The sequence below is a fragment of the Dactylosporangium sp. NPDC000244 genome, assembly GCF_040300725.1.
Lineage (GTDB): Bacteria > Actinomycetota > Actinomycetes > Mycobacteriales > Micromonosporaceae > Dactylosporangium.
On the sequence record NZ_JBEPEH010000068.1, the window covers coordinates 1 to 23,573 of the forward strand.

General features: G+C 73.5%; 27 protein-coding genes. 14 read left to right on the plus strand and 13 right to left on the minus strand.

What is annotated here, in order from left to right; genetic code table 11:
* Window positions 1-102 precede the first annotated feature (102 nt).
* Window positions 103-522 (plus strand): DUF1810 domain-containing protein, encoded by a 420-nt coding sequence (locus ABT369_RS54360; protein WP_350626001.1) that lies wholly within the window; start codon window positions 103-105, stop codon window positions 520-522.
* 199 nt (window positions 523-721) lie between these two features.
* On the opposite strand, the gene ABT369_RS54365 is transcribed toward ABT369_RS54360, so the two are convergent.
* Together ABT369_RS54365 and ABT369_RS54370 are read right to left on the minus strand one after the other, a co-directional pair.
* Entirely contained in the window at window positions 722-1,375 is a 654-nt protein-coding gene (locus ABT369_RS54365; protein ID WP_350626003.1) for a lysophospholipid acyltransferase family protein, read from the minus strand.
* Window positions 1,372-2,367 carry a TetR/AcrR family transcriptional regulator gene (locus ABT369_RS54370; protein WP_350626005.1) on the minus strand — a complete coding sequence of 332 codons (996 nt, stop codon included), beginning with the start codon at window positions 2,365-2,367 and terminating at the stop codon, window positions 1,372-1,374. Before ABT369_RS54370 ends, ABT369_RS54365 begins: the two co-directional genes overlap by 4 nt.
* 168 nt (window positions 2,368-2,535) lie before the next feature.
* Between ABT369_RS54370 and ABT369_RS54375 the strand changes: the two genes are divergently transcribed.
* The 4 genes from ABT369_RS54375 (at window position 2,536) to ABT369_RS54390 (ending at window position 4,835) form a co-directional block, all read left to right on the plus strand.
* On the plus strand, window positions 2,536-2,673 hold the full coding sequence (locus tag ABT369_RS54375) for a hypothetical protein (RefSeq protein ID WP_350626007.1): 138 nt from the start codon (window positions 2,536-2,538) through the stop codon (window positions 2,671-2,673).
* Window positions 2,674-2,820: 147 nt separating this feature from the next.
* Complete coding sequence (locus ABT369_RS54380; RefSeq protein WP_350626009.1) at window positions 2,821-3,291, plus strand: DUF427 domain-containing protein; 471 nt, start codon at window positions 2,821-2,823, stop codon at window positions 3,289-3,291.
* Window positions 3,292-4,064: 773 nt separating this feature from the next.
* Complete coding sequence (locus tag ABT369_RS54385) at window positions 4,065-4,478, plus strand: TetR/AcrR family transcriptional regulator (RefSeq protein WP_350626011.1); 414 nt, start codon at window positions 4,065-4,067, stop codon at window positions 4,476-4,478.
* 6 nt (window positions 4,479-4,484) lie between these two features.
* The gene (locus ABT369_RS54390; RefSeq protein ID WP_350626013.1) at window positions 4,485-4,835 is read left to right on the plus strand and encodes a hypothetical protein; all 351 of its coding nucleotides are present in this window, start codon (window positions 4,485-4,487) and stop codon (window positions 4,833-4,835) included.
* Here ABT369_RS54390 and ABT369_RS54395 read toward each other — a convergent pair.
* Complete coding sequence (locus ABT369_RS54395) at window positions 4,832-5,641, minus strand: expansin EXLX1 family cellulose-binding protein (protein WP_350626015.1); 810 nt, start codon at window positions 5,639-5,641, stop codon at window positions 4,832-4,834. The genes ABT369_RS54390 and ABT369_RS54395 overlap by 4 nt on opposite strands.
* Before the next feature lie 33 nt (window positions 5,642-5,674).
* On the opposite strand from ABT369_RS54395, the gene ABT369_RS54400 reads away from it, so the two are divergent.
* The gene (locus ABT369_RS54400; protein ID WP_350626017.1) at window positions 5,675-6,385 is read left to right on the plus strand and encodes an HD domain-containing protein; all 711 of its coding nucleotides are present in this window, start codon (window positions 5,675-5,677) and stop codon (window positions 6,383-6,385) included.
* 19 nt (window positions 6,386-6,404) lie between these two features.
* Complete coding sequence (locus ABT369_RS54405) at window positions 6,405-6,719, plus strand: hypothetical protein (protein WP_350626018.1); 315 nt, start codon at window positions 6,405-6,407, stop codon at window positions 6,717-6,719.
* A 163-nt stretch (window positions 6,720-6,882) separates the two neighbouring features.
* Here the strand turns inward: ABT369_RS54405 and ABT369_RS54410 are convergent, their stop codons facing one another.
* On the minus strand, window positions 6,883-8,472 hold the full coding sequence (locus tag ABT369_RS54410) for a HEAT repeat domain-containing protein (RefSeq protein WP_350626020.1): 1,590 nt from the start codon (window positions 8,470-8,472) through the stop codon (window positions 6,883-6,885).
* 19 nt (window positions 8,473-8,491) lie between these two features.
* On the opposite strand from ABT369_RS54410, the gene ABT369_RS54415 reads away from it, so the two are divergent.
* On the plus strand, window positions 8,492-8,770 hold the full coding sequence (locus ABT369_RS54415; RefSeq protein WP_350626022.1) for an SCO0607 family lipoprotein: 279 nt from the start codon (window positions 8,492-8,494) through the stop codon (window positions 8,768-8,770).
* On the opposite strand, the gene ABT369_RS54420 is transcribed toward ABT369_RS54415, so the two are convergent.
* The 6 genes from ABT369_RS54420 to ABT369_RS54445 are packed head-to-tail and all read right to left on the minus strand — an operon-like array spanning window position 8,767 to window position 15,863.
* Window positions 8,767-9,210 (minus strand): DinB family protein, encoded by a 444-nt coding sequence (locus tag ABT369_RS54420; RefSeq protein ID WP_350626024.1) that lies wholly within the window; start codon window positions 9,208-9,210, stop codon window positions 8,767-8,769. The two genes, ABT369_RS54415 and ABT369_RS54420, sit on opposite strands and share 4 nt — an antisense overlap.
* On the minus strand, window positions 9,203-9,976 hold the full coding sequence (locus tag ABT369_RS54425) for an ArsR/SmtB family transcription factor (RefSeq protein WP_350626026.1): 774 nt from the start codon (window positions 9,974-9,976) through the stop codon (window positions 9,203-9,205). Before ABT369_RS54425 ends, ABT369_RS54420 begins: the two co-directional genes overlap by 8 nt.
* A 34-nt stretch (window positions 9,977-10,010) precedes the next feature.
* Complete coding sequence (locus ABT369_RS54430) at window positions 10,011-12,143, minus strand: DUF4132 domain-containing protein (RefSeq protein ID WP_350626028.1); 2,133 nt, start codon at window positions 12,141-12,143, stop codon at window positions 10,011-10,013.
* A gap of 5 nt (window positions 12,144-12,148) precedes the next feature.
* Window positions 12,149-12,799: a hypothetical protein gene (locus tag ABT369_RS54435; protein WP_350626030.1), complete on the minus strand. Its 651-nt coding sequence runs from the start codon at window positions 12,797-12,799 to the stop codon at window positions 12,149-12,151.
* A gap of 11 nt (window positions 12,800-12,810) precedes the next feature.
* On the minus strand, window positions 12,811-15,180 hold the full coding sequence (locus ABT369_RS54440) for an ABC transporter permease (RefSeq protein ID WP_350626032.1): 2,370 nt from the start codon (window positions 15,178-15,180) through the stop codon (window positions 12,811-12,813).
* Window positions 15,177-15,863 (minus strand): ABC transporter ATP-binding protein, encoded by a 687-nt coding sequence (locus ABT369_RS54445; protein ID WP_350626034.1) that lies wholly within the window; start codon window positions 15,861-15,863, stop codon window positions 15,177-15,179. Before ABT369_RS54445 ends, ABT369_RS54440 begins: the two co-directional genes overlap by 4 nt.
* Before the next feature lie 152 nt (window positions 15,864-16,015).
* On the opposite strand from ABT369_RS54445, the gene ABT369_RS54450 reads away from it, so the two are divergent.
* The gene (locus ABT369_RS54450; RefSeq protein WP_350626036.1) at window positions 16,016-17,290 is read left to right on the plus strand and encodes a sensor histidine kinase; all 1,275 of its coding nucleotides are present in this window, start codon (window positions 16,016-16,018) and stop codon (window positions 17,288-17,290) included.
* Complete coding sequence (locus tag ABT369_RS54455; RefSeq protein WP_350626038.1) at window positions 17,287-17,973, plus strand: response regulator; 687 nt, start codon at window positions 17,287-17,289, stop codon at window positions 17,971-17,973. Before ABT369_RS54450 ends, ABT369_RS54455 begins: the two co-directional genes overlap by 4 nt.
* On the opposite strand, the gene ABT369_RS54460 is transcribed toward ABT369_RS54455, so the two are convergent.
* Window positions 17,939-18,694, minus strand: a complete 756-nt coding sequence (locus ABT369_RS54460) for an arylamine N-acetyltransferase family protein (RefSeq protein ID WP_350626040.1) — start codon at window positions 18,692-18,694, stop codon at window positions 17,939-17,941. The genes ABT369_RS54455 and ABT369_RS54460 overlap by 35 nt on opposite strands.
* 10 nt (window positions 18,695-18,704) lie before the next feature.
* Entirely contained in the window at window positions 18,705-19,430 is a 726-nt protein-coding gene (locus ABT369_RS54465) for a laminin G domain-containing protein (protein ID WP_350626042.1), read from the minus strand.
* Between the two features lie 81 nt (window positions 19,431-19,511).
* Here ABT369_RS54465 and ABT369_RS54470 point away from each other — a divergent pair, with 81 nt between their 5' ends.
* The 4 genes from ABT369_RS54470 to ABT369_RS54485 all read left to right on the plus strand — a co-directional run bounded on the left by ABT369_RS54470 (window position 19,512) and on the right by ABT369_RS54485 (window position 22,592).
* Window positions 19,512-19,664 (plus strand): hypothetical protein, encoded by a 153-nt coding sequence (locus ABT369_RS54470; protein WP_350626044.1) that lies wholly within the window; start codon window positions 19,512-19,514, stop codon window positions 19,662-19,664.
* Between the two features lie 43 nt (window positions 19,665-19,707).
* The gene (gene map, locus ABT369_RS54475) at window positions 19,708-20,478 is read left to right on the plus strand and encodes a type I methionyl aminopeptidase (RefSeq protein ID WP_350626046.1); all 771 of its coding nucleotides are present in this window, start codon (window positions 19,708-19,710) and stop codon (window positions 20,476-20,478) included.
* Window positions 20,479-20,550: 72 nt separating this feature from the next.
* On the plus strand, window positions 20,551-21,069 hold the full coding sequence (locus tag ABT369_RS54480) for a SigE family RNA polymerase sigma factor (protein ID WP_350626094.1): 519 nt from the start codon (window positions 20,551-20,553) through the stop codon (window positions 21,067-21,069).
* Window positions 21,066-22,592: a WD40 repeat domain-containing protein gene (locus tag ABT369_RS54485; protein WP_350626048.1), complete on the plus strand. Its 1,527-nt coding sequence runs from the start codon at window positions 21,066-21,068 to the stop codon at window positions 22,590-22,592. The genes ABT369_RS54480 and ABT369_RS54485 overlap by 4 nt, the downstream gene beginning before the upstream one ends.
* Here ABT369_RS54485 and ABT369_RS54490 read toward each other — a convergent pair.
* Window positions 22,542-23,534, minus strand: a complete 993-nt coding sequence (locus ABT369_RS54490) for a LacI family DNA-binding transcriptional regulator (RefSeq protein ID WP_350626050.1) — start codon at window positions 23,532-23,534, stop codon at window positions 22,542-22,544. The genes ABT369_RS54485 and ABT369_RS54490 overlap by 51 nt on opposite strands.
* Window positions 23,535-23,573: the final 39 nt, after the last annotated feature.

The following is a 23,573-nucleotide window of genomic DNA, read 5'->3' on the forward strand; positions in this document are numbered from 1 at the left end:
TACCCAACACCACCCGGACACACTACCCCGAATAGATACAAAACGATGGTCTGACCCGGAGGGTCAGACCATCGTTTAACACCAGTCACCTAGGCTGGATTCATGGAGGATCCATACCAGCTGTCCCGGTTCGTCGATGCTCAGGAGCACGTGTACGACCACACCATCGGCGAGCTCAAGGACGGCAACAAGCGCAGCCACTGGATGTGGTTCATTTTCCCGCAGATCCAGGGCCTCGGTCGCAGCTCGATGGCGCAGCGGTACGCGATCGCCTCCCTCGACGAAGCCAGGGCCTATCTGCAGCATCCGATTCTCGGCCCGCGCCTGTTCGAATGCGCCGACGCGCTGCTCGGCGACGGCGAGCACACCGCCGTGGACATCTTCGGCGAGATCGACGCCATGAAGCTACGCTCGTCGATGACGCTGTTCGCCCACGCCGACCCGGCCGAGAACCGTTTCGCCCGAGTCCTGGACCGCTACTTCTCCGGCACCGAGGACGTAGAGACCGTTCGCCGCCTGTAACCCGGCGCCGCGCCGCCTCTTGACCTGGCGCGGCGCCGCCTCTTGACCCGGCGCGGCGCCGCCCGCACCCAACGCGGAGCAGGCCTATTCGCAACGGGCCAGGACGCTCCGCCCGGGGGATCAGAACGCTGCCCGTGCCGGTGCTGAACACGGGCGACGGTGACTTGCGCGAATTCGGTCAGGCTTGTTCCGCGAGGCCTCAGACCTGGCCCAGGCGGAGCATCGGGGCGTAGGTCGGAACGTACTCCTGCCCGCTGAGCTCCCGAATACGGCCCATCACCTCGTCCGTGGCGGCCCGTGGCGTCCCGTCGGCGACGTCGATCGGGGCGCCGAAGCGGTACACGACCCGGGCACCCGGCACCCGCCGCGGCCAGCGAGCCTCAATCGGCTGGATGATGTCGGTGCCAACGACGCCGAACGGCACGATCGGCACCCCGGCCTGCCGGGCGAGGCGGACGGCGCCGGTGCGCCCGCGGTACAGGCGGCCGTCCGGCGACCGGGTCCCCTCAGGGAACACCGCGACCAGCCCGCCCGCGCGCAGCACGGGCACCGCGGCGTCGAACGCGGTGAGCACGGCCCGCCCACCGGCCCGCTCGACCGGGATCGCCCCGAGCCCGCGCACGAACACCCCGGCGAGCCGACGACCACGGAAATACTCGGCCTTGGCCCAAAAAGCGATGTGCCGCGGTACCACGGCCCCGAGAAACAGCTGATCAGCAACGCTCAGGTGATTGCCGGCCAGGATCGCACCGCCGGCCGGGATGTGTTGCAGACCGTGCACCTCGGGCCGCCACCCGATGCGGAGCGCGCGGCCAACGGTGGCACGGGTCAGCACGTACAAGATCGGCGTCACGGCGCACCCCCGACATGCGCGTCGAGGGCCGCGTCAACCAGCACGGCGATGTCGGTCTGCCCCGTGGCGAGCGGAAGGCTGCCCCACAGCCACAGCTGCACAATGCCGTGCAGGTTCGCCCACAGCACACCCGCCGCCGTCGCCGCACCAGCCCGCAGCTCACGTCCCGCCGCCACCGCCGCACCAGCCCGCAGCTCACGTCCCGCCGCCATTGCCGCATCAGGCCGCATCTCACCACCAGCCCGCAGCTCATCCGCCACCGTTGCCGCACAAGCCCGCAGCTCACCACCAGCCCGCAGCTCACTCGCCACCGTTGCCGCACAAGCCCGCAGCTCACCACCAGCCCGCAGCTCACCCACCGCCGCCGTTGCCGAAGCAGGCCGCAGCTCACCCTCCGCAGCGGAGCCCGAACCGCCAGCGTCCGAAACGCCACCTGCACTCGGCGCGGAGCCGCGCGTACCGTCCGCATTCGGATCGGCACCATCTGCGCTCGAGCCGTTCGCGACCACACGCTGCGGACTTCGCACCCAGCCGGCAGCAGGCGTGATGGCGACCGAGCGGTTCGCGGCCGATGCGGTGCCGTCGTTCCAGACCGAGATCAGCAGAGCCGCCAACGTCTCGAACAGCGGCAGGCTCGTCTCCCGAAGGCCGAGGTGATCCGAGCGGAGCAGGTCGTGACGGAACATCAGCTCATACATGCCACGGTTCTCCTGCGCGAACCCCACATACGCGTGCGCGAGGCCGCCGAGGCGATCTCGGGGGGAGCCCGTCTCGGGAACCGCACGGAGCCGGGCGGTCAGGTCGGCAAATCCCTGCCGAGCGATCGCGGACAGCAACCCCACATGCGTCGGGAAGTGCCGTCGCGGTGCACCATGGGATACACCGGCCCGGCGAGCGATCTCACGCAGCGATACGGCCGCCGAGCCCTCCTGCGCCACCAGCTCGACCCCGGCCCGCACCAGGCGGTCACGAAGGCCCTCGTCATCGTGCATAGACAGTGTCTACACGACGCAAGTAGACACTGTCTACTTGGCCTGACGCACGGCCGACGATCACCGCACACGACGCACGGACACGCTCTGTAATCGGTAGCGAATTACTGAGTTTGCGATTACCGGTAATTCGATAATCCGGCAATTCGGCCCACCAGCAGCAACGCCGTGAAGCTTCCAGACTCCCCCACCGGCGACGGCGACGGCGACGGCGACGGCGACGGCGACGGCGACGGCGACGGCGACGGCGACGGCGACGGCGACGGCGACGGCGACGGCGACGGCGACGGCGACGGAAAGGCTTAACCAGGCAGCATGGCAGCGCGCAAGAAGAAGCTGAGCGCGGACAGCAAGACGGGCACACAAGGACGAGGCGAGCGCGCCAGGACGAGGTGCGCGCGGGCGGCAAGGCGAGCGTGGGGGGTGCTGCGGTTGCGGTGACAGACTGGGTGCATGGAGCGAGCCACCGAGTCCGTGTGGGATTACCCGCGGCCGCCGCGGGCTGAGCGCACGCCGCGGCGCATTGCGGCTCGTCATGCCGGCGTGGTGGTGTTCGACTCGACCAACGCTGTGCGGGTTCTCGAGACCTCGCATCCGCCGGTTTACTACATCCCGCCTGCCGATATTCAAGCCGCCCTCAGTCCGTCGCGCCGTCGTACGTTCTGCGAGTTCAAAGGCGTTGCTGGATATTGGGATCTCACCGTCGGGGGGATCACGGTGCCGGATGTGGCGTGGTCGTACGAGCGGCCGAGTCCCGGGTTCGAGATCCTCACGGGCTATCTGGCGTTCTACCCGGGGCTGCTCGACGAGTGCACCGTTGACGGCGAGCGGGTCACGCCCCAGCCCGGTGACTTCTACGGTGGCTGGCTGACGTCTGACATCACTGGGCCGATCAAGGGTGGTCCCGGCACGCTCGGCTGGTAACGGTCGGCAACGGCGGCGGTCGGCACCGCGGCGGCCAGCAACGACGGCGGCCGACACCTTGGCGGCCTGCAACGGCGGCGGTCGGCACCGCGGCGGCCAGCAACAGCGGCGGCCAGCAAATGCGGAGAGTAGTCGCCGTACTCGTTCGCGCCCGGATCGCGCCGCCGACCCGAAACAGGAGACGGAACAGGAGCAGGCGGCCAGCGCGTACAGTGTTCGGCGCCAGGCGATCAAGCGGGTGCAGCAAGAGTAATCACCGCGACACGCCCCGGCCGGTCCCGTTGGATTTGGGCAGCTGGCCGGTTAACCGGGCGGGGCGTATCGCGGTGCTGAAGAAGAGATTGCCAACCCATCCTGACGTGGCGCTGAAATGCCCCTGATGCCCGCGTCAGGCCGAGCGCAATCCGGCAAACATCCCAGGTGCCGATAAGTCCGGCATGGGAGGGTCGGCGCAACGCCTCGGGCCGCGCGAAGCAACAACACCAAGAACGCGCGGACCGACAGCAGCAAGAAGTAGCCGGGCGGGCCAGCGGCGGCAAGAGGGAGTCGGCGGGCCAGCGGCGGCAAGAGGGAGTCGGCGGACCAGCGGCGGCAAGAGGGAGTCGGCAGGCCACCGGCGGCGGAAGAAGGAGTCGGCGGATCAGCGGCAGAAGGTGGAAGCCGCAGGCCGCGGCCCACCCCGCTGGCGTCGACGAACCCGACCGAGGTCGCGCGCCGCGTTTGAGAACAAACGTTCTTGACTGGTCGTTCCCAAACGAGGTAGCGTTCATGGCATGGGTAGACCTCGGGGGTTTGACGAGGAAGCGGTTACCCGTCAGGCGGTGGCGTTGTTCTCCGCGCGGGCCTACGACGGCCTGTCGGTCGACGACCTCGTCACCGGGCTCGGGGTCCACCGCAACAGCCTCTACAAGACGTTCGGCAGCAAGCGCGGCCTGTACCTGACGGTGCTGCGCTGGTACCTGCGGCACAAGCTCGAGCCGGCCCTGAGCAGCGACACCGCACAACTTCAGGAGAACGACACGCTCGACCTGCTGCTCCTGGCCGCGGCCGAGCAGGCGCCGCACGACCGGGAGGTCGGCGCGCTCGTCGGCTCGGCCCTCGCGCGCCTCGACGACGTGCTGGGGCCGGATGCGGCCAACCAACTGCTGGGCCTGCGCCTGCGGGCCCGCATCAACACCGGGGAGTAGACAAACATGGCCATCGTGACCGTCGACAACGGCAACCTCGTCGTGGAGATCGAGGGGCTCGACAAGCTCTGGGCCCTCAAGAGCCGGCTCGCGATCCCGCTCGCCAACGTGCGCGGCGCTACCGCCGACCCCGGCATCGCCCGCGAGCCCAAGGGCATCCGCGCGCCCGGCGCGCACATCCCCAACGTCATCACCGCCGGCACCTTCCACCTCGACGGGGAGAAGGTGTTCTGGGACGTGCACGACCCGCGCAAGGCCGTGGTCATCGAGCTCGCCGACGAGCGGTACGCGCGGCTCGTCATCGAGGTCGAGGACCCCCGGGCCGTGGTGGCGCTGGTGGAGAGCTCAGTCCGCTAGCACTTGACGGGCGGCGCGGTGGTGCCGAGCTCGGCCGGGACCAGGGAGACAGCGGGCTCGGCCGACGCGGACAGCGACAGGGACGGGGCCGGCGACGGGGATGGCGACGGGGATGGCGACGGGCCGCCGTACAGCGGCTGCGTGGTCTGCTGGAAGTCGCTCTGGCCGAGGGCCAGGCCGGAGACCAGCGCCTGGTGGCCGTACACATCGGAAATCCGCAGCGTCACCGGGCCGTTGAGACCGGACGGGCCCGTCCAGGTGTTGTCCTCGCCGTGGCGCAGGGCGACGAACGAGTCGCCCTGCTGCAGCTCCACAGTGGACAGCGGATTGCCGTGGTTGTCGACGACCACGCTCAGCGACGAGTAGCCCTTGCCGCCCTTGACCTTCACCCGTAGCGGGCCCACCTGCGGGTCGCGCACGGTGGTGTAGGTGACGGGGATGATCCCGGCGCTGAGCGCCCCGATCTTCGCGAACGAGCCCTTGCCGAGGTCGATCTTCCCGGTCGGGCAGCCCGGGCACAGGTCCACCACCTGCACGCGGGTGGTGCCGTTCGGGCCGGTGACGTCGAGCAGGGTGCCGCAGCCCTTCCCGCCCGCGTACTCGGCCCGCCCCACCGCCGCGTAGGCCCCGTCCGCGGGCGTGCCGAGGTTGCACATGCCGTTGCGGCCGGCGGTGTAGTACGACGCGGAGCCACCCGCCGCACACGCGGCGCTGCCACCGACCTGGGTCACGAGCACGACGGCCACCACGGAGGCGATGACGACGGTGGCGGCGGGCACGATCCAGCGAAGGTGACGGCGGTTCACGTCCGGGATCGTACCGTCTGGTATTTCATATCCATGAGTTTCCCGTCGTACCTCGGCACCATGCCGATGCACGCGATCACGGAGATCTATGGCGAGCCGGGGCTGCGCGAGCGGTACCGCATCGAGATCGAGCGCTTCGCCCCGCCCGACCGCGACCGGCTCGCCGCGGCGCTCGAGCTCGCCGGCGAGCTGCACCGCGACGACCGGCGGGTGCGGGAGCCGTACGTGAACCACCTGCTGCGCGTCGCGATCCGCGTCATGCACCACTACGAGGTGTCCGACGTGGACGTGATCGCTGCGGCCGTCCTGCACGACACCGTCGAGGACCACCCCGGGGAGCTGGCCGGCCAACCGGGCGCGACGGCCGAGCAGGCGGTCGCGGCGCTCGCCGGCCGGTTCGGTGAGCGGGTCGCCGGGCTCGTCGCGGCGGTCACCAACCCCGAGTACGACCCGTCATACGACAAGCACGAGCAGTACCGGGAGCACGTCAGGGCCAGCCTCGATCGGGAGCCGTGGGCGCGGGTCATCAAGGTCTCCGACTTCACCGACAACGGCGTCGGTGTGATCCACACCACGGGGCCGAAGGTCGAGCGGTCGGCGACGAAGTACCGCCCCATGGTCCCGGTGCTGCGCGAACTCGTCGGGCGGCCCGACACACCTCTGTCACGACCCGTGAAGCAACACATCTTCCGTCAGCTGGACCTCGCCGAGGAGCGGTTCGCGGCCATTCTTGACGGGCGGTGAATGTGCGAAGGTATTCACTGTGACGATGGTGGAACTCGCGGTCGGCTGGATGGCCTCGCACCTGTTCGACCGGGGCCAGGCGCAGGAGGCCGCGCCCGCGATCGAGGAGCAGCTGCGCGGGCTGGCCGGGCTCGTGCGGGCGAAGCTCGAGGACGACCCGGCGCTGCGCACGCTGGAGCGGGAGTCCGAGTCGTCGCCGACGCCGACCGTGGGCACGCGGCGGCGGGTCATCCAGGCCCTCGAGGACGCGGTCTGGACCGACCCGCACTTCGGGGAGGCGCTCGCCGCGACGGTGCAGCGGCTGAGCCCGTTCATGCCCCGCCCGGCCGACTGACCAACTCGGCGAGCAGCAGCAGCTCCCCCAGCCGCCGCAACGTCCATCGTGGACCGTCCCCTGTAGACCACGAGGGTCAGTGACAGCCGGTGCTTCACCGGCCCTCCGGCCGCGACCGCGAGGTCAAGGGACGCAGGCGCGATGAAACGCAATTGAGCCGGGATCAGTGGTAGCCGGTGCTGCGCCGGCCCTCGGCCGCCGTGACCGCGAGGTCCAGGTGCCAGTCGCTCGGATCGTCCTCGGCCGGCGGGGAATTCGGGTGGGCGGCGCGCAGGGCCTCGAGGTACCACGTCTCGTCGGCCGGCCGCATGAGCAGCCGCAGCCAGGTCACGTTCCGGGCACGCCGGCACTCCTCGATCGACAGCACCGAGCGCAGCGCCTCGATGGAGTCCTCGCCGGGCAGCACCAGCCGCTGGATTGGCGCGGCCGGCGGCGGCTCGGCCCCCGCCGCGAGCAGCCGGGCCGTGAGGACGTGCGCGACCCGGGTGAGCTCCAGGGCCCGGCGCGCGGCGGTGGTCGGGCCGCGGACCGGGTCGGGCGCGGCGTGCGCGGGGTCGGCGAGGGCCGCGGCGTAGGCGGCGTGCTCCCCCGCGGTCAGGACGCGCTCGGGGTCCAGCGACGTCCAGGCCTGGACGCACTCCTCGACCTCGGGCGGGCCGATGGGCAGCGGGCGGCCCGGATCGTCGAGCCAGTCGCGCAGGGTGGTCGAGCCGAGCGCGTCGGCGGCCTGCCGCAGGATCGCGCGCAGCAGCCGGCCGTCGCCGGTGAACCGGGCCGCGGTGGCGGCGCGCCGGCGGGCGTTGAGCAGCGCGCCGAGCGTGCGGCGGTCGTCGTCGAAGTTGGCGTACCGATGCAGGCGCTCGATGAGCGGGCGCAGCTCCGGTGCGTCCTCGAGCAGGCCGCGGTACCGCAGCAGCGCTCCCAGCACGTCCTCGTCGGGCTCGGCCAGCACCCGCAGCCCGATCGCCGCCCCCGCGACCGGGTCGGTGGCGTCCCGCAGCGCCTCGGCGGCCGCGCGCCGGACGGGCACGCCGGGATCGCCGAGCAGCCCGGCGATGGCCCGCACGGCCTCGGGGTCGCGGCGGCGGTGGGCGAGGCAGGCCACGAGCGCGGCCCGCACGCCGGGGTCGGGCTCGGAGCGGGCGGCCGCGGCGAACGGCTCGACGCCGGTGCTGGTGAACCGCAGCAGCGTGGCGGCCTCGGCGCGCACGCGCGGGTCGGGGTCGATGCGCATGAGCCGCAGGCAGACGGCGTCGTCGCGCAGGTGCGCCGGGACCTGGAGGCCCTCCAGGCGCAGCAGCGGCGACGGGTCGCCCAGCAGCTTGGCGGCGAAGGCGGCGGTGCGGTTGATGGACAGCACGGCCCGGGCCGCCCGCAGCCGGACCCGGGGCTCCTCGTGGTGCTCGAGGCGCTGGCGCAGCGGCTCGTAGCGGGGGCCGAGGTAGTACAGCAGGGTGGCGACGCGGTCGTCGTCGCAGCCGAGGTCCTCGGCGGCGAAGGCGACCCGCGGGTCGATGCCGCCCCGGCGCGCGAGGATCTCGCCCAGGGCCACCGCGGCCGCGTCGCCGACGTGCTCGTAGGTCTCGCCGAGGCCGCCCGCCACCCGCACCTCGGCCGTGTCGCGCAACGCCACCTCGAGCAGCGGCTCGACCAGCCGGTGGTCACCGGTGCCGGCGGCCGTGCGCGCCGCGTCGAGCCGCACCACGGCGTTCGGATCGTGCAGCGCGTCGCGCAGCCGGTCATTCAGCGCCATCGTGGTACACCATAGTGGGATGCACCAGGTCCGCACCCGCTGCGCCGCGGCCGTGATGATCCTCGCCCTCCTGCCCGCCACCGGCTGCGACATGCGCGAGCGGGTCTGCCGGTCGCAGGAGTACCCGGTGAAGGCGGTCGGGAATCGGACAGGCGCCGCGTGCGTGCCGAAGGACCAGCAGCCGCCGGCCGGATACGTGCGCTACCCCGCCGGGAAGGAGCCGGTGTACGTCGACGACGAGTGGTACCGCTACTGGCAGACCAAGGTCGTGGACGAACACGGCGTCATCGTGTCCTAGAGCTGCGCGGTGTGCCCCGGCAGCTCGTTCGCCGCGAGCCCGGCGAGGATGTCGCGCACGGTGAGCGGCCCGTCGACGAGGCACTCGCCGTTCGAGGTGAGCAGGGACGGCAGCGGCACCGCCAGCTCGGCCTCGCTCAGCGCCCCGGCGAGCAGGCACAACGCCTCGGCCTGGGTGCGGATGCGCGCCCGCAGGCCGTCCACCCCGCCGGCCAGCCTGGCGACCCGGGCCAGGGTCCACGGGTCCTGGGCGAGGCGGTTGTCGTACGTCGAGACCGCCCCGGCGGCGACCGAGCTCACGGCGCCGATGGTCGCCGCGGTGACCAGCGAGACGTGGGCGAGGATCTGCCCGGTGTCCCACTCCCCCGGCGGCGGTGGAGACGAGCGGGGCGTGGCGTCGAGCAACACGGCGTAGGCCTCGCGCAGACCGGCCTCAGGCATCGCTGGACTCCATCTCCCACGGCGACTGCGGCAGCACCGAGCCGGTCTCCAGCAGCGACTTCAGGTTGGCCAGCACGGCCGGCCAGCCGCGCGAGATGCCGTTGAACATGTCGAGGTTCGCCAGCCGCTCGTGGGTGACGGTGAGCCGGACGATGTCCTGGTGCGGCTCGACGAGGAAGGTGACCGTCGAGGGCTCCCGGTCCTCGTGCGGCGAGTCCTCGAAGGTGATCGCGAGCCGGGTCGGGGGCTCGGCCTCGAGGACCTTGCCCACGACGTCGGCGACGCCCGAGCCGTCGGTGCGGCGATGCTCCCACGGCGAGCCGGGCTGCCAGTCGGAGACGTTGGCGTGGCCCCAGTACCGCGCGGTGAGGTCGGCGTCGGTGAGCGCCCGCCACACCTGCTCGGCGGTCGCGTGGATGTAGGTGACGTACACGTAGGTGGGCACGGTCGTCATGGCGTACTCCTGTTCTGCCTGCCGCCGGATCGCGCTCAGCGCGTCGAGGCGGGGCCGGTCGAAGCCGGAGATCCAGCGCGCCTCGATCTCGTGGATCGGGGCCGGGTTGAGGTAGTGCAGCCGCTCCCGGCCCCGCCGCACGACGGTGACGAGGTTGGCGCGCACGAGGACGTCGATGTGCTGGGTCGCGGACTGGCGGGCCATGTCGAGGTGCTCGCACAGCTCCCGCAGGGTCTGCCCGTTGCGTTCGCGGAGCCGGTCGAGCACGGATCGGCGGGTCTCGTCGGCCAGCGCCTTGAACACGAGCTCCATGCGACCCATTATGCAGGCTATTACCTGCCTAATGTCAAGACCCGTACAGCTCCACCAGCAGCTCCGACAGGCCGGCCGGGTCCGCGGTGCCCAGCGGAATGCGCCGCGCGCGCTGCCAGTGGTCCGACCAGGCGTCGTCGACCCAGATCTCGGAAATCCGCTGCTCGTCGGGCACGGTGGCGCCGTACAACGTCGGCACCCCCGGGTCCAGCTCGACCACCAGCCGCAGCCCGCCGGGCAGCCCGCGCGAGAGCTGGGTGTGGCGGCGGGCCCCGTGGTCGTGGTCGTTGCCGTACCACGACCCGGCCGCCAGTGCCGAGATCCGGCTCGACGGCACCGGTCCGAGGCCGCCGGGCAGGCTGGTCGCCGCGCGCTGCGCCTCGGTCAGCGTCATCACCGGCCGGTTCACCTGCGGGAACGGCTGCATGATCTCGTAGTCGGCGAAGAGGTGGGCCCAGTCGCCCAGGTCCGCGCCGAGCTCTGCGGGGTGCACGATGCCGAGCTCGGCGTGGCCGCCGACGGTCGCGGTCGTGTCGTCGAGGTCGGCGAGGCTGCCGTCCTCGGCGATCCGCAGCGCCCGCAGGAGGCGGCGGTCCGGGCCGTACTCGCCCCACAGCAGCCGCCGCGCGAGCGGGCCCAGCACCGGGTGCGGCAGCAGGACGGCCGGCAGGTCGCGGGCCGGCCGGAGCCGGTGCTCGAGCATGTCGCGCTCCAGGCGGGCGATCTGCACGACCGCGGTCGCCCGCACCTCCTTCCTCAGCCGCTGGAACCGCTCGTACGGCTCCGGGTTCGTGTCCTTGACCCCCGGCTTGGGCGGCTTCGCGAGCCGGCGCCCGCCGGCGTCGACGGCGAAGAGGGTCAGGTGCTCGTCGGCGACGACCGTGAACGCCCGCGGCCCGTAGTCCAAGGTGATCCCGGCGTCCAGCCCGTGGGTCACCGTCAGCCGGTCCGCCAGCTGGGTGCGCGACAGCCCGCGCCGGGCGGCGGCCTGCGTCAGGTAGGCCACGGCCCGCTCGTTCATCGAACCGCCCGACATCACGTGCTCGATCGCCAGCTCGTGCCGCAGCGTCGCGTCGGTGCCCACGGTGGCCAGCACCGCGTGGCCGTCGATCGCTCGCAGGTATCGGCTCTTCGCCGGCCACGACCGCACCAGCGGCGCCAGCTCGGCCCAGGTCGCGTCGTCGCCGACGTGGGCCTGCGCCAGGATCGCCCACGCGTCCGACGCCGGCATCTCGGCCGCCAGCCACGCCTGCAGCAGCGCCCGCCCGAAGGCCGCCAGGCTCGCCCGGTCGCAGCCCGCGATCAGCTCCTCCAGCTCCGGGTCGGCCGGGACCACCATCGGCTGCGCGGCCGCCGTCCCCTCGACGACGAGCGGCACGGCGCTGCCGGGCGGGGCGAGGTCGCCCGGCGCCGGTTCGGGCGGCTCGGCCAGGCGCGAGCGGGCCAGCGCGCCGACCAGCCGGGCGACCTCGTCCGGCGGCAGCGGCGCGCCCGCGGCCGAGCGGACCGGCGGCAGCAGCTCCGGCTGCGCCCACGCCGGCGGCTTCGCCCGGGTGGCCGGCGCCGGGCCGGTGGCGAGGAGGGTCGAGATCGCGGCGAGCGCGGCCGCCCCGAGCTCGCCGGCGGTCTTGACGACGAGCGGCTCGTGCCCGGCCGCGGCGAGGTACCGCAGCGCGTCCTCGGCGTTCTGCCGCGGCTTGCCCGCGCGCCCGGCCGCCGCCGGGATCAGCGCCCGCGCCGCGGCCTCGGGGTGCCGCTCCAGCCACAGCCGGGCCCACAGCCGCGCCGACCCGAGGTGCCGCAGCCAGCCCGCGACCAGGGCGGCCGGCTCCGGGCCCCGGAACGGCAGCATCAGCATGCCGAGCTCGTCGGGGCTGGTGCCGGCCAGCCCGGCGGCGAACGCCAGCGCGTCCAGCTCGAAGCGCGCGACCGCGACCCGGCCCACGTCGATGCGCTGGCGCAGCCGCAGGTAGGACTCCTTGCCGATCAGCGCCCGGGCCGAGGCGTCGGGCCCCTTCGCGATCAGCCAGGTCGCCTGCGGCGCGGTCAGGCTGCCGAGCGTGTTCGCGCCGGTGGCGGCCCGGTCCCAGTCGGGCTCCTCGAGCCCGTGGTCCAGCGCCGCGGCCCGCGCCCGCCATGCCTCCCGCTCCCCGTCGAGCCACGCCATGACGGTCATCGCGACGGGCCCAGCCGGGTGGCCAGCTTGCGCAGGTAGGACTCGACGTCGGTGCGCTCGTAGCCGCGCGGCACGACCACCAGGTCCGGCTCCTCGAGGGCCGCCCGGGCCGCGGCCCGCTCGGCCGGGTCGCCGTCGAGCAGGGCGTCCTGGGCGCGGCGGATCAGCCGGTCGATGCGGCCGGGCTCGTAGCCGCGCAGCACCGTGGCGAAGCCCGGCCGCTCGCCGCGGCGGGCGATGCGGTTGTCGAAGCGGGTGCCGCCGTGCTGCTGGAGGGCGGCGGCGATGTCGGCCTGCGACTGCCGCACGTCCTGCAGCTTGAGCACGACGCGCCCGCCGGGCTCGAGGATCAGGTGCGGGCCCGAGGTCGCGGGCGGCACGGGCTCGTCCAGCGTCACCGTGTCGATCGCGGACCAGGGGACGAGGCCGTCCCGCGTGGTGATGCCGTCGGCGCCGATCGCGAAGCGGAACGGGCGGAACTCGTCGCGGACCAGCGTCGCGCCGAGGACGAGCGCGGCGAGCCCGCCGATCGCGAGGATCAGGCGGGCGCCGCTGTCGGAACCCCAGGCGCAGGCCAGGGCGAGCAGGCCGAACACGACGACGAGAAGAGCAAAGCCGAGGGACCGGCGTCTGCGCTGCAACTCCACGCCCGGGAACCTTACTCGGTGCGCAGGGCCCGCGCGGTGCTGGTGCGGGCCGCCCAGCCCGCCGGGAGCAGGGCGCCGGCCAGGGCGATGACGAGGCCGCCGAACGCCAGCGGGGTGAGGACGCTCGGGGAGTACACCTCGATGATGTGCTGCGGGAAGCGCGTCCCGGCGGCCGTGGCCATCCGCGGCAGGACCCAGTCGTGCAGCGCGATCCCGGCCGGCACCCCGACGATCCCCGCGACCAGGCCGATCCCGGCGACGGAGGTGAGCACCATCGCCACGGTCTGCCGCGGCCCCATCCCGAGCGCCTTGAACACGCCCAGCTCGTGCACCCGCTCCCGGGTGTCCAGCACCACCGTGTTGAGCACGCCGAGGCCGGCCACGGCGACGAGCATCAGGGTGAGCGTCCCGGCGAGGGTGTCCATGGCGACCACGGTGTCGCTGATCTCGGCCACGTTCACCTCGGCGTGGCCGTTGTCGCCCAGGGCGGCCTCGAGCCCCTTCGTGTACTGCGCCAGATCCGTCCCGTCCTTCACCAGGATCTCGAACTGCTTCCCGCCCCGCGTGCCCGGCAGGTCCAGCCCGTCGAACGTGCGCGCGTCGGCGATGAGCCGGCGGCCGTCCGAGCTGAGGTCGAGGGCCTCGCCGACGATGGTGACCTTCGTGGACCGGCCGTTGCCGCTCACCGTCAGCGTGTCGCCGACCTTGACCCCGGCCGCGTCGAGGAACGCGCTGGGCACGACCACCTCGCCGGGTGCGGCGAACCAGCGGCCCGCGATCATCTCGTAGGCGGCCCAGGACGAGTCGCCCTCGAACTCGACGATCTCGGTGGTGCCGGTGAGCCCGGCGACGGTCGCCTCGGCGTACGAGCTCGCGAAGTACTTGCCGGTGCCCGGCTGCGCCCGGATCGCCGCCTCGATCGCGGCCAGGTCCGGCTCTCGGACCGACCCGGACTTCGGCTCGCCGGGCGTGGGCGGGCGTCCCGCGTACACCTCGACGTCGCCGGCCGTGCGCTTGTTCAGGGCGGTCTGCACCGCGCCGACGGACATCGCCAGCCCGACGCCGAAGGTCACGCCGAGCGCGCCCAGGGCGACCGCCGCGGCGATCGTCGCCGAGCGGCCGGGGCGGGTGAACGGGTTGGCCAGGCCCAGGCTCATCGGGCGGGGCAGCGGCAGCCGGCCCAGCACGTGCCGGGCCCGCCGGCCGCGGCCGAGCGACGGGGTGCGGCCGACCGCGAGGGCGTCGACCGTGCGCAGCCGCCCGGCCCGCAGCGCCGGCACGAACGCGGTGAGCGCGACCGCGGCCAGGGCCGCGAGCGGGACGGCCACGGACACCCACCAGTCGACCGTGTGCACGCCGGTGCCGAACGCCTCGCCCTCGTCGTTGAGGATCGGCACCGCCGCGAGGTTGCCCAGCGGCACGCCGATGAGCGCTCCGATCGCGGCCGGGATGAGCGCCTGCATGACGTAGGCGCGCACGACCTGGACCGGGCTGTAGCCCAGCGCCTTGAGGATGCCGATGCGCCGGGTGGCCGAGCCGACCGCCCCGCTGACCACGATGCCGATGATGAGCACCGACATCACCAGGCCGAGCACGCCGAACGCGGTGACGAACGGGGCGAAGGTCGCGGCCACCTTCTCGGTGTTGAACTTGACCGTCAGGTAGGAGGCGGCGCCCTGCATCGCGCCGTCGGGCACGGTGGCCGCGATCGTGTTCCTCCCGGCGGTGACGTCGGCGTCGGTGGCCGACTTCGCGAGGCGGTACACCATCTGGAACCCGCCCTTGCCGGTCGGCGTCAACGCCGTGACCGTCGCCGGGAGTGCCCACGCGGCACTGGTCCGGCCGACCGAGCGGGCCAGGCCGACGATGGTCAGCGTCGGGGCGCCCGGCGCGTCCTCGTAGCGCAGCTGGTCGCCGACCGAGAACGGCGCCTCGGAGCCGGCCCAGACGATCTCGCCGGGACCGGTGGCGTAGCGGCCGGCGGTGAGCTCGAGGCGGTCGAGGCCGGTGCCGAGATCGGGGCGCCCGACGATGGTGGCCGCGGGCAGATCGATCCCCACCGGGACGTTCTGGGCGCTCTTGACGATCGTCGGGGCAAGCTCGACCGTCGGGAAGGGCCCGGCGGCCTCGGTCACCCCGTCCGCCTGCCGCGTGGCGGCGAGTTGGTCGGCGGTCACCTTGGCCGCGTCGAACTGGGCGGTGAGGTGGGCGCCGTGCTGGCGCTCGAACGCGTCGGCGAACGGCGCCGAGGAGGCGACGAGCAGCCCGACGGCGAGGACGGACGCGGTCACCGCGAGCAGCGTCGTCAGCGCCATGACCACGGTCTGCACCCGGCGGCGGCCGACACCGGAGCGCACCACACGGCCGAGACCCCCGCTCATGCCGCCACCCCCGTGGCGAGCCGGCCGTCGACGAGCGAGATGGTGCGGGTCGCGCAGGCCTCGGCCAGCGCGAGGTCGTGGGTGACGAGCAGCAGGGTCTGCCCGTCGCGGTTGAGCTCGGTGAGCAGCCGGCGGACCTCCTGCCCGGAGGCGGTGTCCAGGGCGCCGGTCGGCTCGTCGGCCAGCAGCAGCGGCGGCCGGTTCATGAGGGCCCGGGCGACCGCGACCCGCTGCCGCTCGCCGCCGGAGAGCCGGCCCGGGAAGGCCTTCGCGTGGCGGGCGACGCCGAGGTACTCCAGCAGCTCCTGCCCGCGCTTGAGCGCCGGGCCCCGGGCCGTGCCGGACAGCTGGGCGGGCAGCAGGACGTTGTCGAGCACGGTGAGGTCGTCGAGCAGGTTGAAGAACTGGAAGACCATGCCGATGCGGGTGCGGCGGTACTGCGCCGAAGCCGCCTCCGACAGCCGGTCGACCCGCACCCCGTCCACGGTCACCGTGCCGCTCGTCGGCCGGTCCAGCCCCGCGATGAGGTTGAGCAGCGTCGACTTGCCGCTGCCGGACGGCCCCAGCACCGCGAGGGCCTCCCCGCGCCGCACCCGCAGGCTGAGCCCGTCCAGGGCGGCGGTCCCGCCCTCGTACTGCTTCGTCACATCGTCGAACGCGATGAGCACACCCGATTCGGTCATGCCGCGAACGCTAGGGCGCAATCGGGCACGACCACGTCGGCCGCCGTGCGGGTTTCGGGTCGGCATCACGGCGTACGGCCGCGGGCGTCATCATTGCGATGTACGCACCGGTCCCGACGCGCCCCGGCCCGCCCGTGGGCCAGACTGGGCGGGTGGAGCTGCGGGAACTGTCTCGACGCGGATGGCGGGCCGCGGTGGCCTGGCTGCGGGTGGTCACCCCGGGCCAGACCCGCCTGACGCCCTGGGCGTGGGCCGCCGACATCATCCTCGCGCTGGTGCTCACCGTAGGCGCGGTCAACGGCGCCTCCGAACCCCTCCACGAGGAAGGGCCGGGACCGATCATCGTGTACGGCCCGTTCGACCGGGTCCCGCAGCCGCCCGACGCGCCCGTGTTCACGCTCCCGCCGCCGGACCAGCAGCCGGCCGGGGCGCTGCTGGTCGTGGCCGCGCTCACCGCCCTGCCGCTGGCCACCCGGCGCCGCTGGCCGCTCGCGTCGTTCCTCGTCATCGCCGTCTGCGCGTTCCGCGTGTTCCGGATGGACGCCAATCCCACGTGGACCGTGGTCGCGGCCGTCGTCGCCGCCTACAGCGCCCCGATGTACTCCCGCTACCGCAACCTCGCCCTGGCCAGCGTCGTGGTGGCGGGCGCGTTCGCCGTCAGCAACCTGCAGGAGAACCTGCCGGACGTGCCGCAGGGCCTGGTCCTCTTCCTGATGCTCGCCTCGGTCGGGCTCGCCGCGAACGCCCTGCACACCTGGCGGGTGCGGGCCGGCAACGCCGAACGCGAGCAGGAGGTCGCGGCCCGGCTGGCCGTGGACCGCGAACGGGCCCGGCTCGCCCGCGAGCTGCACGACGTCGTCACGCACAACGTGAGCGTGATGGTCGTGCAGGCCGGCGCGGCCCGCAAGGTCATGGACGCGCGGCCGGACCAGGCGAAGGAGGCGCTGCTGGCGGTCGAGTCCGGGGGCCGGGCCGCGCTGACCGAGCTGCGGCAGGTCATCGGGCTGCTCACCGTCGACGCCGACGGCGAGGACCTCGCCCCGCAGCCGGGCCTGGATCAGCTGGAGACCCTCGTCGCCCGGGTCCGCGAGACCGGGGTGCCGGTCACCCTCGCCGTCGCCGCGCCCGGGGTGCCGGCCGGGGTCGGGCTGGCCGCGTACCGGGTCGTGCAGGAGGCGCTCACCAACGCGGTCAAGCACGCGGCCGGCGCCGGGGTCGACGTCGTCGTGACGGCCGACGGGCGGACGCTGCGCGTCGACGTGGCCGACACCGGGGGCGAGCCGGTGCCGGGGGCCCGCGGCAGCGGGCGGGGCCTGGCCGGGCTGCGCGAACGCCTCGCCGTCCACGGCGGTACGCTCACCGCCGCCCCGCGCCCGACGGGCGGGTTCCGGGTCGTGGCCGAGATTCCCCTGGGAGCTTCCTCTTGACGGCACCGCTGCGCGTGGTCATCGCCGACGATCAGGCCCTGGTGCGCACCGGGTTCCGGATGATCCTCACCGCCGACGGCATCGACGTGGTCGCCGAGGCCGCCAACGGGGCCGAGGCGGTCGAGGCGGTCCGGCGCACCCGGCCCGACGTGGTGCTCATGGACGTGCGCATGCCCGAGATGGACGGCCTCGAGGCGACCCGGCGCATCCTCGGGGGCGAGCCGGCCGCCGCGCCCCGGGTCGTCATCCTCACCACGTTCGACCTGGACCGGTACGTGTACGCGGCCCTGTCCGCCGGCGCGTCCGGGTTCCTGCTCAAGGACGTGAGCCCCGAGCAGCTCGTGGCGGCCGTGCGGCTGGTGCGGGCCGGGGACGCGCTGCTCGCCCCGGCGATCACGCGCCGGCTCATCGAGCGGTACGCGGCCCGCGACGCCCGCACCGCCACCCTGCACCGCGACCTGTCGGCGCTGACGCCGCGCGAGATCGAGGTGCTGACGCTGCTGGCCCGCGGGCTGAGCAACGCCGAGCTGGCCGGGAGCCTGTTCCTGTCGGACGCCACGGTGAAGACGCACGTGGCCCGAATCCTCTCCAAGCTCGGCCTGCGCGACCGCGCCCAGGCGATCGTGGTGGCCTACGAGACCGGGCTCGTCACGCCGGGAACCTCGGGGCCGGCAGGCGGTTGAGGGCGATGCCGAAGTCGGTGCGGTACGACTCCATCGCCTCGGCCTCGGTGAGCTGCCGCTCGTCGCGCCCCTCGGCGGTGGTGCGGATCAGCTTGTCCCCGGCGAGGGTGATCCGGCCGTCCTCGGTGAGCCGCGAGCAGGTGAGCCGCGTGGTGAAGAACGAGTCCGGGCTGGTCTGCTGGTACCAGCACGTCGGCTTGAAGTCGCCCATGGCGGAGACGCGGGTGTCGAACCGGTACTCGGGCCCGCCCGGCCCCATGATGTCGAGCTCGTCGCCGTGCGGGACGACCGAGTACTCCCCGCCGGGGTCCTGCTGCGGCTCGGTGGTGTCCAGCCGCAGCGGGTGGTGCGCGAACCGGCCGTAGCCGACGTCGACCAGCCACGGCACGCCGTCGAGGACCACGCGCAGCGCGAGGTGGTCGAACGGGAAGCCGAACCGCTCCCCGTTCCAGGTGCGGGCCGAGTGCATGGTGACCTCGTAGCCGAGCTCGCGCAGCAGCAGCGCGAACGCCCCGTTGACCTCGTAGCAGAAGCCGCCGCGGCGCCGGGTCACGATCTTGTCGAGCAGGCCCTCGTCGTCGAGCCGGACGGGTTCGCCCAGGCCGATGCTGAGGTTCTCGAACGGTACGGTGCCCAGGTGCGCCCGTTGCAGGGTGCGCAGCGCCGCCAGATCCGCCGCGGCGGGCCGGGCGGCGCCGATCCGCGTCAGGTAGTCGTCCACCCCAGGGACATTAACGCGCCTCGAGCTGGACGTAGTCGAGGTCACCCGCGTAGTAGTCGCAGCCGACGTCGACCTGGTCGCAGTTGGTCTTCCCGCCGACCGACAGCGGCCAGCCGTTGGCGATGTAGCCGGTCCAGCCGGACTTGCGCGCCTCGGTGCGGCCGTCGACGACCAGCGCCAGCCCGTCCCGGGTGCGCTCGCAGCGCACGGTGTGCCAGTCCCCGTCGTTGAGCCGGCTCTTCGAGGAGACGATCAGCGAGCCGCGGTCGCCGCGGAAGAGGCACTGCACGATGCCGCTGGGGATCTGCAGCTTGAAGTTCCCGCCCTCGACGGTCGCCTGGCCCTTCTGCACGATGTTGCCGAAGTGGTACTGCGTGCGCAGCCGGACGGTCACCGCGAAGTCCCGGTTGCCGGGGTTGAGGTCGGCCGCGCTGTTCACGGTCGCGAGGTGGCGGGGGCGGGTCGGCGGGGTGTCGGGGTCGAGGCGGGTGAAGCGGTAGCCGGTCGCGCCCTGGACCGCGACGCCCGTCTGCACCTCGGAGCCGACGGTGCCGTCGAGGCCGTGGCCGGAGCTGTCGGCCATCGTGCGCGCGCCCGGGCCCTCGTCCATGTCGTAGCGGGCGACGACGTGCCCCGCTGACGCCTCGGTGACGGCGCCGGCTCCCGCGGCGGTGGCCACGAGGGTCGCCGCGGTACTGAAGGTGACGGCGACGGCGTACCGCCCTCGACTGCGCATGGATTCCCCCGCTCGATCGTGATGCGGTTCATCCTAATTGCCCGAAACATCCTCTGATGCGGACATTGAGCGAGTCGCGCAATGCCCGATCATGGAGACGTGCCGGAGGCGCCGATCGCGCCGGTCGCGGCCGTGGCACGCTGGGACGCGTGGCGCTCGATCACGGCCCCGACGCCGCTGGCCGGCGGCGAGCGCGGCACCCGCCCGCCGGCCGAGGACGAGCGCATGGTATAAAAATACCAGTACAGAAATACCGCACCGGGAGAGGGAAACTGTCGTGATCGAGCTCAAGTCCGCCGAGGAGATCGGCCGGATGGCGGTGACCGGCCAGTTCGTCGGCGAACTGCTCGCCGAGCTGAGCGGTGTCGCCGCGGTCGGCGTCAACCTGATGGACATCGAGCACCACGCCCGCCGCCGGATCAAGGAGCGCGGCGCCGAGTCCTGCTACTGGGACTATGCTCCCTCGTTCGGCCGCGGCCCGTTCCGCAACGTGCTGTGCCTGTCGGTCAACGACGCGGTGCTGCACGGGCTGCCGCACGACTACGTGCTGCGCGACGGCGACCTGCTCAGCATCGACATGGCGGTCGGCATCAACGGCTGGGTCGCCGACTCCGCACTCTCGTGCATCGTGGGCACCCCGGACCCGGCCGACCAGAAGCTGATCGAGGCCACCGAGGTCGCGCTGGAGGCCGCGATCAAGGCGGCCCAGCCCGGCGGGCGGCTCGGCGACATCTCCGCCGCGATCGGCGAGGTCGCCCACTCCTACGGCTACCGCGTCAACAACGAGTTCGGCGGCCACGGCATCGGCCGGACCATGCACGAGGCCCCGCACGTGGCCAACAACGGCCGCGCCAAGCGGGGCATGAAGCTCGAGCCGGGCCTGACGATCGCCATCGAGCCGTGGCTGTGCCAGTCGACGGACCGGATCAAGTACGACGACGACGGCTGGACGATCCGCTCCGCCGACGGCTCCCGCACCGCCCACTCCGAGCACACCGTGGCCATCACGCCCTCGGGCGCCCAGGTCCTGACCCGCCGGCCCGCCTGAGACGGCCGGACTTCCGGCCGGCACCCCTCCTGACACCCCGCGGCGGGCGTGTCAGATGGTGAGGAGGTGGCGGTGGACGCGGAGGAGTCCTTCGCACGGTACGTGCGGGAGCGGACCGCGGCGTTGTCGCGGATCGCGTACCTGCTGACCGGCGACGCGCATCTGGCCGAGGACCTGGTGCAGGAGACGCTGCTGGGCCTGGTCGGCCGCTGGTCGCGCATCGCGGCCGGCGGCGACCCGGACCCGTACGTGCGGCGCGCCCTGTACCACCAGCACGTCTCCTTCTGGCGGCGCGGACGGCGGCGGCCGGAGCTGGTGCCCGAGCCGGCGGACCGGCCGATCCCCGACTCGACCGCGACCGTCGCCGACGGCCTGACGCTGCGCCGGGCGCTGGCCCGGCTGGCCCCCGGGCAGCGGGCGGTCCTCGTGCTGCGCTTCTACGAGGACCGCACCGAGCAGGAGACCGCCGACCTGCTCGGCTGCCGCGTCGGGACGGTCAAGAGCCAGACCCGTGACGCGCTGGCCCGGCTGCGCCGCTTCGCCCCCGAACTCGTCGAGCTGGACTTCTCCCGGACGGAGGTCGGACGATGACGCGGACCGAGCCGGAGCAGCCCCGGCTGAGGCTGGTGATGGCGGACGAGGCCGACCGCATGCCCGCGTCCCGCGTGCCGGAGGACCTCTGGCGCCGCGGGCGCCGCCGCCACCGGAGCCGGATCGGCGCCGCCGTCGCCGCTGTGCTGGCCGTGGCGCTGGCGCTGCCGGTCGCGCTGACGTTCACGTCCGGCCCGCCGGTGCCGGCCGGTGCGCCCGCCGGCGGGGCGGTGCCGGGCCGGGTGTTCGACCCGTGGGTGTGGCAGGCGCCGGTCGCCCAGTCCCCGCCGGGCCCGGCGGCGGTGCTGCTCAGCGGCTCCGGTCACCGGGCCGGCCTCGGCTCGGTGGACCTGCCCGGGACGTACGGGTCCAAGATCGCCGCGGTGGGCCGGGACGGGTCGTACCGGATGCTGCGGTACGCGGACACGTACCTGCAGGTGGGCCAGGACGTGATGCTCTCGCCCGACGGCCGCCTCGTGGCCGGCCCGGACTCGGTCGAGGTCCACCTGGGGCCGGGCCGCGACTCGGGCCGGCTGAGCGTCGTCGACCTCGTCACCGGCCGGGCGCGGCACTTCACGGACCTGCCCGCCGACGTCCCGGTCGCCTGGAAGCCCGACGGCACGGCGCTGCTGCTGTGGAAGCAGCCGGCCTCCCAGCCGATCATGGACGGGCTGACACCGCCGTACGACGGCAATGAGGCCCAGTACGGCTACGCGGGCGGCTCGCTGTGGCTGCTCGACCTGGCCACGGGCGCCACGCGGAAGCTCATCGACCTCGGCGGGGCGGTGTTCGAGCCGATCAACTCGGCCGCGTTCGCCCCCGACGGCCGCCACCTGGTCGTGCAGCGGGACCGCGAGCTGATCCTCGTGGACACGTCCGACGGCAGCTCGCGCACGCTGAGCACGCTCCAGTCGGCCACCCAGCGCCTGGCCGGCGCCGGCGCGTTCACGCCCGACGGCGCCCGCATCGCCCTGTTCGACCTGCAAGGCTGCACCGAAGGCTGCACGAACAGCGTGCGGAACCGGCGGTTCTGGCAGCTCTCGACGCTCGACGTCGCCACCGGTGATCTCGCGTTCCTGCCCCGGTTCGATCCGATCTCCGGGGCGGCGGCGCGCGTGGCCGGCTGGCAGCGCGACGGGACCGCGGTGGTGGTCGCGTACCGGGACCAGGAGGACGACGGCACCGGCTCGGCGACGTACGACCTCCCGGTCGCGTACCGGACCGTCTCGGCGGCCGACCTGCTCGCACTGCACCGTGGCGGCGGCACGACCCGCCTGATCCAGCCGGACGGCGTGGACGTCTGGGACATCGACGTCGCGCACGACCTGCTGCTCGACGGCCGGTTCGGCGGCCCGTCCCCGGACCCGGCGGCGTTCCCGGCCGCGTCCTGGCTCTACTGGGTGACGCTCACGCCGACGGTCCTGCTGCTCCTGGTCGCCGGGCTGATCGTGCGAGCCGTGCGCCGCCGGCGGTCAGTGCCCGGCCACCTCGGTCGAGGCGCGCGGGACCAGCCGGCACGGTAGGGCGCGCTGGCCCGCGATCGGCTCGCCGTTGATCGCGGCCAGGAGGAGCTCGGCGGCGGTGCGGCCGATGCCCTCCAGGTCCATGTCCACGCTGGTCAGCTGGGGCCGGCTGGCCTCCACCATCACGTCCCAGTTGTCGAAGCCGACGAGGGCCACGTCGCCGGGGATGGAGCGGCCGGCCTCGCGCAGCGCCTCGGCCACGCCGCGGGCGATCTGGTCGCTGCCGCAGAAGACCGCGTCGATGGGCGCGCCCAGGCCCGTGCCCGTCGACAGGAGGATGCCGGCGGCCTGGCGGCCCCACGCCTCGCTCCACTCGCCGTGCAGGGTCGGGGTGGCCAGGTCCAGGTCGTGCGCGGCGAGCGTCTCCGCGGTCGCGGCCGCCCGCACGCGGGCCGAGTGGTGGTGCTCGGGGCCCGTGACGTGCGCGATGCGACGGCGGCCGATGGCCAGCAGGTGCCGCACGGCGCGGCGGGCACCGTCGGCCTCGTCCGGTACGACCGAGCAGTCCGCGGGATTCGACGAGCTGATGAACGCGTAGACGACCGGCACCGGCAGCCCGGCCGCGATCGGCGGGCGGGCCTGGGTGCGCCGGCCGGTGACGATGATGCCGTCGACCTTGCGGCTCAGCAGGGTGCGCAGATAGTACTGCTCCCGGATCGAGTCGTCGCGGGCGTCGCACAGCAGCACCGAGACCTGCCCGGCGCCGAGGGCGTCCTCCGCGCCGATCATGAGCGGGATGCTGAACCGGCCGATGCTGTCGGTCGTGATCATGCCGACGGTGTAGGTGCGCCCGGTCTGCAGGCCCCGGGCGGCGGCGTTGGCGATGAAGCCGAGCTGGTCGGCGGCCTGCTGCACGCGCAGGCGGGTCTCGGCGCGCAGCGAGCCGCGGCCGTTGAGCGCCTTGGAGGCGGTCCCGGTCGAGACCCCGGCTAGGGCCGCCACCTCGCTGATCGTGGCCGGCCGGACGACGTTGCTCAGAAC